12 protein-coding genes are annotated in these 7375 nt (G+C 46.1%); 10 read left to right on the top strand and 2 right to left on the bottom strand.

Annotated features, from left to right (window positions below):
• Both D6C13_RS22300 and D6C13_RS22295 read left to right on the top strand, forming a co-directional pair.
• A partial coding sequence (locus D6C13_RS22300; RefSeq protein WP_147408195.1) for a DUF3085 domain-containing protein occupies nt 1–349 on the top strand: 349 nt, incomplete at its 5' end.
• Nucleotides 346–843: a hypothetical protein gene (locus D6C13_RS22295; RefSeq protein ID WP_147408194.1), complete on the top strand. Its 498-nt coding sequence runs from the start codon at nt 346–348 to the stop codon at nt 841–843. The genes D6C13_RS22300 and D6C13_RS22295, both read left to right, overlap by 4 nt.
• Here D6C13_RS22295 and D6C13_RS22290 read toward each other — a convergent pair.
• Entirely contained in the window at nt 812–1084 is a 273-nt protein-coding gene (locus D6C13_RS22290) for a hypothetical protein (protein WP_244212745.1), read from the bottom strand. The two genes, D6C13_RS22295 and D6C13_RS22290, sit on opposite strands and share 32 nt — an antisense overlap.
• A gap of 151 nt (nt 1085–1235) precedes the next feature.
• Here D6C13_RS22290 and D6C13_RS22285 point away from each other — a divergent pair, with 151 nt between their 5' ends.
• The 6 genes from D6C13_RS22285 (at nt 1236) to D6C13_RS25500 (ending at nt 4295) form a co-directional block, all read left to right on the top strand.
• The gene (locus D6C13_RS22285) at nt 1236–1559 is read left to right on the top strand and encodes a type II toxin-antitoxin system RelE/ParE family toxin (RefSeq protein WP_120134866.1); all 324 of its coding nucleotides are present in this window, start codon (nt 1236–1238) and stop codon (nt 1557–1559) included.
• A gap of 45 nt (nt 1560–1604) precedes the next feature.
• A complete protein-coding gene (nadS, locus tag D6C13_RS22280) occupies nt 1605–1901 on the top strand; it encodes a NadS family protein (RefSeq protein WP_004720859.1) in 297 nt (98 codons plus the stop codon).
• Nucleotides 1902–2379: 478 nt separating this feature from the next.
• Entirely contained in the window at nt 2380–2607 is a 228-nt protein-coding gene (locus D6C13_RS22275) for a hypothetical protein (protein ID WP_244212744.1), read from the top strand.
• Between the two features lie 4 nt (nt 2608–2611).
• Nucleotides 2612–2884 carry a Lar family restriction alleviation protein gene (locus D6C13_RS22270; RefSeq protein ID WP_120134865.1) on the top strand — a complete coding sequence of 91 codons (273 nt, stop codon included), beginning with the start codon at nt 2612–2614 and terminating at the stop codon, nt 2882–2884.
• Between the two features lie 606 nt (nt 2885–3490).
• A complete protein-coding gene (locus tag D6C13_RS22265; protein ID WP_120134864.1) occupies nt 3491–3937 on the top strand; it encodes an antirestriction protein in 447 nt (148 codons plus the stop codon).
• The gene (locus D6C13_RS25500; protein WP_147408193.1) at nt 3888–4295 is read left to right on the top strand and encodes a DUF5983 family protein; all 408 of its coding nucleotides are present in this window, start codon (nt 3888–3890) and stop codon (nt 4293–4295) included. Before D6C13_RS22265 ends, D6C13_RS25500 begins: the two co-directional genes overlap by 50 nt.
• A gap of 158 nt (nt 4296–4453) precedes the next feature.
• On the opposite strand, the gene D6C13_RS22255 is transcribed toward D6C13_RS25500, so the two are convergent.
• Nucleotides 4454–4771 carry a molybdopterin-guanine dinucleotide biosynthesis protein MobC gene (locus D6C13_RS22255; protein WP_120134862.1) on the bottom strand — a complete coding sequence of 106 codons (318 nt, stop codon included), beginning with the start codon at nt 4769–4771 and terminating at the stop codon, nt 4454–4456.
• A gap of 268 nt (nt 4772–5039) precedes the next feature.
• Between D6C13_RS22255 and mobA the strand changes: the two genes are divergently transcribed.
• The gene (gene mobA, locus D6C13_RS22250) at nt 5040–5390 is read left to right on the top strand and encodes a plasmid mobilization protein MobA (protein ID WP_120134861.1); all 351 of its coding nucleotides are present in this window, start codon (nt 5040–5042) and stop codon (nt 5388–5390) included.
• The gene (gene traI, locus D6C13_RS22245; RefSeq protein ID WP_120134860.1) at nt 5387–7342 is read left to right on the top strand and encodes a TraI/MobA(P) family conjugative relaxase; all 1956 of its coding nucleotides are present in this window, start codon (nt 5387–5389) and stop codon (nt 7340–7342) included. The genes mobA and traI overlap by 4 nt, the downstream gene beginning before the upstream one ends.
• Nucleotides 7343–7375 lie beyond the last annotated feature (33 nt).

The raw sequence follows: 7375 nt of genomic DNA, 5'->3' as shown, positions 1-7375 counted from the left end.
CGGATCAGAGACATGGGCAGGTAACATCACAAAAAAAACAGCATGTTACCTGATAAGCCGCTTAATGCGACAGAGCCGGATTTATGTCATGTCTTCAGTCGAGAAGGTCAAAGACGGTGGTAAACGCACGGTTGTCTATGCCGAAGGTTACGATCCTGACATTTTTGCAGATGGGGGGGAGTTACATGACGCCTGCGTCGCTGCGGTAGGAGGGGATGATTTTGCAGAAACGTTGCCACTGACCCCAGTGGTTATAACCGCATTGCTTGAAGGTCAGCATGATTTGCAAATTCAAGTCACAAAAACTCAGATCCTCTTAGACCTCGCTCCTGTCGGGAAGGTCGCATGATATACGCAGAGAAGGTAGGGATGTTGCTGATGCGACATTATGGGATCACACTTGACGACGGTATCGACCCGAAGGAACTGGAAGTGTGCGAAGCCACCGGTCAGCAGCCTTTTGAAGTGGTTAACAGTATTGCGGAAAAAAGAGACCTTAGCCGTATTGATACCACACCGTTTATGTCGTCCAATCACCCGCTGGACGCCACATATCAATACTATGGCAAGGGAAAAGGGCAGGCACCTAAGAACGTATCTGCTCAGGGCATTGTTGCGGAAACCGCTCTGACGTCGGCGCAACTTGAGGATTTATTGAGTTACATCGTGCGTAACGGAAACCGGCGTAACCATTTTGAACCCTCAGATTTGCCCGCCGGTGCGTTGGGCATGCTGTATCGCTGTCAGGAATCTGAAAGTTGGGTGATGGTGTGGGTCGCAGAAGGATGGCCGGTCGCCGTCAATGACGTATTCAATTTTGACGGATTTTTAATGGCATCGTAGCGGACTGCCTGTCCACCAGTGTGCCGAGAACCCTACAGATTTCCGCGCTGTTCTTATCAGACAGCGCGGGAAGCAATGAGGTAAGTGTCAGCGATCGGGTGGCGAGTTCGACAACGCGGTCGATAGCCGGTGATTTCTCATAGGCTTTATACGTTCGCAGGCATTTCCCCAGTTCTTCCGCAGCGCGATCCTGATCCCAACCCATGCCTTTTCGCCACAAACGCAGTTCATAACCCGTCATAATCATCTCTAAAGGTGCAATTATTGCACTATTATATATTTTTATTTTACGATGATACATCTATGTTTATTCGTACTGAGTACGAATAAACATTGTAATTCGTACTCAGTACGAATATAATAATTTCACGGTCAGCAAGGGACGAGCGTTAATGGAGTATCTAGAATTCATTGAGACCCCCGTATTTAGCAGGCGAAGAGCCGAACTCCTGCCAGATGATGACTTCAGAGCTTTACAGGAGCATCTTCTAAAAAACCATGAACTTGGCGACACAATCAGTAAAACAGGTGGATGTAAAAAAATCCGCTGGAGTCGTGAAGGCATGGGGAAGCGAGGGGGAGTAAGAGTTATTTATTATGTCATCACTAAATCGGGGCGCCTTTATCTGCTACTCGTTTACCCCAAGAATGAAAAAGAAGATCTGACGGAAGCCGAAAAAGCTGTCCTGAAATCGATAAGTCAGCAAATCGAATAACAAGCCCCCGCACTGCGGGGCATTATCTACCTGAGAGGGGGAATAATGAAAACTGAACTGTTTAATGATCTCGTTGAAAGTATGCAACAGATGGTTGCTATCGAGAAAGGTACATTGTCTGTTCCGGCTGAAAACATCCATCGCCATCGGTTACCAGACGTAAAATCAATGCGAGAAGCGAGCGGCCTTAAGCAAAATGAATTTGCTGATGTCGTTGGGGTTTCTGCGTCACTACTCCAGAGCTGGGAACAGCATCGTCGTATTCCATCAGGTTCATCTTTGAAACTGTTGATGATGATTGAGCGTGACCCCGCTGTTATAGACGCACTTCGCACCCTTTAAAAACAAAAAAAGTGTAATTATTGCACTTTCTGAGCCGCTTTTCGAAGCGGCTTTTTCATGCGCGTTCGCCCTGAACGGGCTTTGAGCCCATCCCGGGCGACGAAGCGCGACAGCCAGCTTGCAGCACCCGCCGGGTGTACTGCTTTCACTGGCCACCTGCGTGGCCGCTGTGGAGGTTGGCCATGCTGCCCGGTATGTCCTTCCCTTCGTAATTGGTGGTTTCCCTTTTGCAGGGACAGACACTGACACGGGGCGTTCACGTTACCAGGGTAAAGGTTTCACCCGCCGTCTTCACCCGTTCGCATCCGGTCGTTCCTCCCGTCTTTACGCTGCGGCCTGCGGCGTCGCCCCGGTAACGCTCACTCATTCCCCATGTCGTTCTTTTGTCACAGCAACAGGATCCCCGCCTTCATCACAACAAAGGGGATACACCGTAAAAAAGCCGAAAGGCTACCAGTAACCTAAGAAGGGATCATGTATGAAACATCCAGCGCCGCTTGTTATGCCAAATGCCACAGTCTACACGGATGGCTACACGGGGAAACAGTATTACATCCGGCGCGGATATAGCGCAGAGGTTCGCCAGTTCGCAGCCGGTGCCCGAGTCTGGATGGACGGTTCAAGCAATATGCCTATGCAAAAAACAAATTTTAAAACGCGTGCTCTCCTAAACAGCTGGTTGCGCATGATGGGGTTTAAGGACTGACAATATGAAAATAAAAATTGATGGGTATAACGCTTACGGTATCTATGAAGATGGCATTGATATGCCGTTAAAACCCTGCCCGTTTTGTGGTTCTGATCTGATGCAGGTCGAGAATACAGGTACGGCATGTTACTGGGTTGAGTGTTCACTTTGTACAGCACAGGGTGCAGTCGTTGCTGCTGCAGATGAGGAGCAGATCGTTGATACAGTTACGATGAAAACGATTCATGCAGAGGTTTTTAATGAGGCGATCCGATCGTGGAATATACGCTTCTAAAAGTGGAAAGGTATCGCGAAATAGATAACGAGAACCTGAATGGAAAATGACTGGCTGGTGTGGCTCGATAACGTTAATTTTCGCATGAACAACGTAACCATACCGTAAAAAAATAATGTTCATAGCCTAAACCCCGCTCCTTTCCTGCCGATAGGGAAGGGGCAATTTTGTTTTAAGGATGTTTAACGTTGTTACTCCAGAATTCTCCCGCGGATTGTCTGTTCTCCGCATTGAGCGGAGAACAGACAAATAAACGGCGCGCTTGCAGCGGTCTTTCGACCGCGCCGCTTTAACTGGCCACTGTCGTGTCCACTAATGCCCGGCGAGCCGGTCTTTCCGGTGTCGCTTTTAACCTGGTGTTCGCTGCGGGTTTTCTTCCTCCGTGGAAGACGCTGGCACGGTGCGCAGCCCAAACAAGGATGCGCTTCGCCAGCTTACTCACCCGTTCGCACTCGTTCGTTCCTCTCTCGTTTGCGCTGCGGCTTCGACGCTGCCCTTGTTTGGTCAGCTAATACCCCGTCCCGGTCTTTTTCCACGGAGCAAGACTCCCCGCATACGTGAAACCTAAAAAGGTGACACCGGAAAGAAAGCCACAGGAGGATTATCATGAATCAATCAGGAATATCAGCAAGTAACACAACAATCACCGCTGAAGTTGTGTCAGAGAATCAACGCATGGATGTTCTGCCTGCGCTCTTTGGCAGTGCATTTATGCGTGGGGAAAATCTTATAACAGGTTACATGAGAAACATTTGCGCTGGCTATACAGGTGGGTACTGGGATTTCATTAGTTTGTCGAATGGTGGTTTTTATCTTCGTCCAGATATGGAAAAAATCGAACTATCTATTGCGGGAAATGGATTTCATGAAGAAGTTTCCGCTGATGCAGCAGGGATTGTTGTAACGCTTTATGCCCTAAATATGCTGATGTGGGATTCTGCGGACAGTGACCGGCAAGAATTATTAAATCATCTTTACCAGCAATCAGAAAAGTTGAAGGATTATGCCGAAACAATTTCTGAACATTCTGCTATTTATCGAGCAATCGATTAATGATTTTTTGATGGCGGTGAACGAACCACCGCCATCATTAGGAAACGAAAACATGAGAAATGAATATCCAGAAATTAAGAGTTGTCTCGTATGTAGTACTGGTCACATGATGTTAGAGGATATGAAGATTTTTCAAGAGCATTCACACAAGACTCTCCGTAAAATTTTCAACACAGAATATGGATTTATCCTTCTTCTAGATGCTCGGCCTAAGCTTTTAAAGTCATTAAAGAAGTTAGGGATTTCAAACGAATTTAGGAAATTTATTTATCGAATGGTGCGTCAACATAGAGTTTCAATGATTGAATTTGACCGTGATGCAGACGTGATCTTAGGTGAAAAGTTTTTTGACTGGTAGCTCGCGTTCCGTGTCTCCCCTCATCGAGAGGAGAGACACGGATTTGTCTCGATAGCATTTGGTGAGTGATGAGTCTTTTTTACTACGCTATGATCCATTCAGGGGGTTGACCCCCTCATGGATCACGTAATGTTGCTTTGACACGGGTGATTAATTTTTTATTGAGTTGCTACAGAATTATTTTTCGTATCTGAAGATTTTATGCTTCGTGAAGCGCGTTTCTTTTTTGTCACTTCATTTTTATCAATTGCGTCTTTTATCGCTTTCACGCTGACAACAATCCCTGCTGAATCAAGAGCCGATTTTATCTCAACAGCGGTATATCCTTTCTTCACAGAAAGCTCAACAAGTTGTTCCCGAAGATTTTCTAACACATCTTTCCCTGTCATTCTCGATGCATTCAAATCAGGCAATTCAGCGAGCTGCATTTTTGCCAATTCAAGCTGTTCTATCGTGTAGTAGCTGTTTGCTGCCATGAGAGTGTACCTATTTGTTTGTTATGAAAAATACGCTCATATCATAGCAAAAACATCTCATCCCATAAACATATCTAATAGTCATGACCGGTGTAGTGACATTCCAGGCCATATCTGGCAATATCTCAATATTAGGTTTCAAATCCGGGACAGGATATGTTTTGTAGCACCGCCTGCACGCAGTCGGTCCAACAAAACGACCTGGTCAGGGCAAAGCCCCGACACCCCGAGACTATTATCCAGCGAGACTAAAAGGACTCTATTCACCATGAGTAAAAGCGAAAGTAGGAACAGAACAGCTCTGCTTCCAAGTATTCGTTGTTTTCCAGAAGAGAAACTGGAAATACTCCAAAGCGCTCAGGCCGCAGGCTTAAGCGTGGGTGAATACCTTCGTCGATGTGCTCTTGGGCGTCGCATCACACCAAAGACAGACACAAAACTGATGATGGAGTTGCAGCGTTTAGGAGGGTTACAAAAGCACCTTTTTAATGAAGGTCGAGGTAATGTTAGTGAGGTATTCAGTAAGGAGTATTCGGAGATTCTTGTTGCTATCAAAAAGGCAATCATAAGTATCGACATGGGCATTGATGGTTTTGCAGAACAGCGGACTAAATCATGATTCCGATCGTTCCTGAAAAGCGCAAAGATGGACGTTCCAGTTTCATTCAACTGGTCAGCTATCTGACTCTGCGTGAAGAACAAAAATCTGATATGCCGATTTCTCCTGAGAATCCTTATGTTCGACCTTCTCGTTCTAAAGAAGCTATTTTCAACCGCCTGGTCGAATACCTTGATCGCAATGCATCGGTTGAGGACCAGGCTGTTCTTGCCACTTTTGACGATGGCACACAGCAGGTATTAAGCGGCAATGTTGTGGTTGAAACCAACTGCTTCAGCCTAGAAACTGCGTCAGCAGAAATGAATGCCGTAGCCTTACAGAATACCCGTTGTCTTGATCCTGTATATCACTGCATCCTTTCCTGGCGAGAAGAGGATACTCCGACTGACCAGCAAATTTTTGATAGTGCTCGTCACTGTATTTCTCAACTGGGTATGTCTGATCATCAGTACATCTTTGCAATTCATCGAGATACCGATAATGTGCATTGTCATATTGCCGCTAACCGTATTAATCCAATTTCATATTGCGCAACCAACATGTACAACGACGTTGATACATTGCATAAAGCTTGCCGCCATCTTGAACTGAAGCATGGATTCACACCGGATAATGGTGCATGGAAGATAAGTGATGATCAGCAGATTGTGCGTAATAAAAATGACTTTAAGTCTATTCCTCGGAAAGCAAAACAGCTTGAGTATTACGCCGATTCTGAAAGCCTCTTTAGCTATGCCGTCAGTGAGTGTCGCGACAATATTGGTGACATTATGGAAGACACCGAGAGACTTAACTGGCAAGACATACAGAATGAAATGACCCGCGCTGGCCTTATCTTGAAGCGTAAAGGTGAAGGTCTTGCTGTGTATTCTTTAATGGATGAAACGTTGGTACCTATCAAGGCCAGCAGTCTTCATCCTGACCTGACGCTGAATTGTTTAGAACCACACATCGGAGATTTCGTTCAGGTTCAACCACCATTGGTTAAGAGCGACATTAGTACGCAAGAAAGCGCAATTCAGGTACAACCAGAGTTTGCATATGAGCCAAAATTCCATGCGCGTGATCTTCTGGCTAGAACTGAAAGGCGTGTGGCCAGAGCGGATGCCCGGGAAGATTTGAAGGCGAGATATCGTGCTTATAAATCCTCCTGGGTACGTCCAAAGCTAAACAGCGATGAGATTAAAAAGCGTTACCAGAATGCATCTAAAAAGTTTGCCTGGCAGAAGGCTCGTGCCCGAGTTGCTATCAATGATCCACTGTTACGTAAACTGACTTATCACATTATCGAAGTTGAAAGGATGAAGGCAATGGCTGCGCTTCGGATGGAAGTGAAGGCAGAAAGAACGGCCTTTAAAGCAGATCCTTCTAATCAACGTCTGTCCTATCGTGCATGGGTAGAACAGCAGGCTGAGCAACATGATCAAGCGGCCATTTCCCAGCTACGTGGTTGGTCTTATCGTCTTAAACGCAATGCCAGAACGGCCAACGTCTCGGAAAATAGTATCCGCTTTGGTGTTTCCGATGACAGCAAGCCAATGACTATTGAAGGGTATGACACGGTTATTAACCGCGATGGTACGGTGCAATATTATCAAGGTGGTCAGGTTCAGATTCAGGATAAAGGTGAGCGACTGGAAATTGCCCGTGCAGGCGAACTGGAAGGTCAGCATGTGATTACTTCATTGGTGCTGGCTCAATCTAAGTCCGGGGAAGAAATGGTGTTTGAAGGACATGCCGCATTTGTACAGACTGCTACGGAAATTGTTCCGTGGTTTAATGAGGAGAGCGGTTCGAGACTACCGCTTAGTGACCCACAGCAGAAATTTAAAGCCGGATATGAGGATGAACTGCATAACAAAAGTTCCGGACAATTTGCACCTGATAAAATCGAACTGTTCTACGATGATGTAAACAGACCGTCTCCTCAACGTGGACACAGGCCGCAGTAATTTTGACCCTGTAAATAATTCTGTGTAACTGCC

This window comes from Rahnella woolbedingensis (assembly GCF_003602095.1).
GTDB lineage: Bacteria > Pseudomonadota > Gammaproteobacteria > Enterobacterales > Enterobacteriaceae > Rahnella > Rahnella woolbedingensis.
The sequence above is the reverse complement of the archived record's forward strand: the minus strand, read 5'-3'. Positions and strand labels throughout refer to the sequence as shown.

Coding starts and splice junctions, on each gene's coding strand:
- D6C13_RS22295 (WP_147408194.1), top strand. CDS start 346: ATGATATACGCAGAGAAGGTAGGGATGTTGCTGATGCGACATTATGGG.
- D6C13_RS22290 (WP_244212745.1), bottom strand. CDS start 1,084: ATGACGGGTTATGAACTGCGTTTGTGGCGAAAAGGCATGGGTTGGGAT.
- D6C13_RS22285 (WP_120134866.1), top strand. CDS start 1,236: ATGGAGTATCTAGAATTCATTGAGACCCCCGTATTTAGCAGGCGAAGA.
- nadS (WP_004720859.1), top strand. CDS start 1,605: ATGAAAACTGAACTGTTTAATGATCTCGTTGAAAGTATGCAACAGATG.
- D6C13_RS22275 (WP_244212744.1), top strand. CDS start 2,380: ATGAAACATCCAGCGCCGCTTGTTATGCCAAATGCCACAGTCTACACG.
- D6C13_RS22270 (WP_120134865.1), top strand. CDS start 2,612: ATGAAAATAAAAATTGATGGGTATAACGCTTACGGTATCTATGAAGAT.
- D6C13_RS22265 (WP_120134864.1), top strand. CDS start 3,491: ATGAATCAATCAGGAATATCAGCAAGTAACACAACAATCACCGCTGAA.
- D6C13_RS25500 (WP_147408193.1), top strand. CDS start 3,888: ATGCCGAAACAATTTCTGAACATTCTGCTATTTATCGAGCAATCGATT.
- D6C13_RS22255 (WP_120134862.1), bottom strand. CDS start 4,771: ATGGCAGCAAACAGCTACTACACGATAGAACAGCTTGAATTGGCAAAA.
- mobA (WP_120134861.1), top strand. CDS start 5,040: ATGAGTAAAAGCGAAAGTAGGAACAGAACAGCTCTGCTTCCAAGTATT.
- traI (WP_120134860.1), top strand. CDS start 5,387: ATGATTCCGATCGTTCCTGAAAAGCGCAAAGATGGACGTTCCAGTTTC.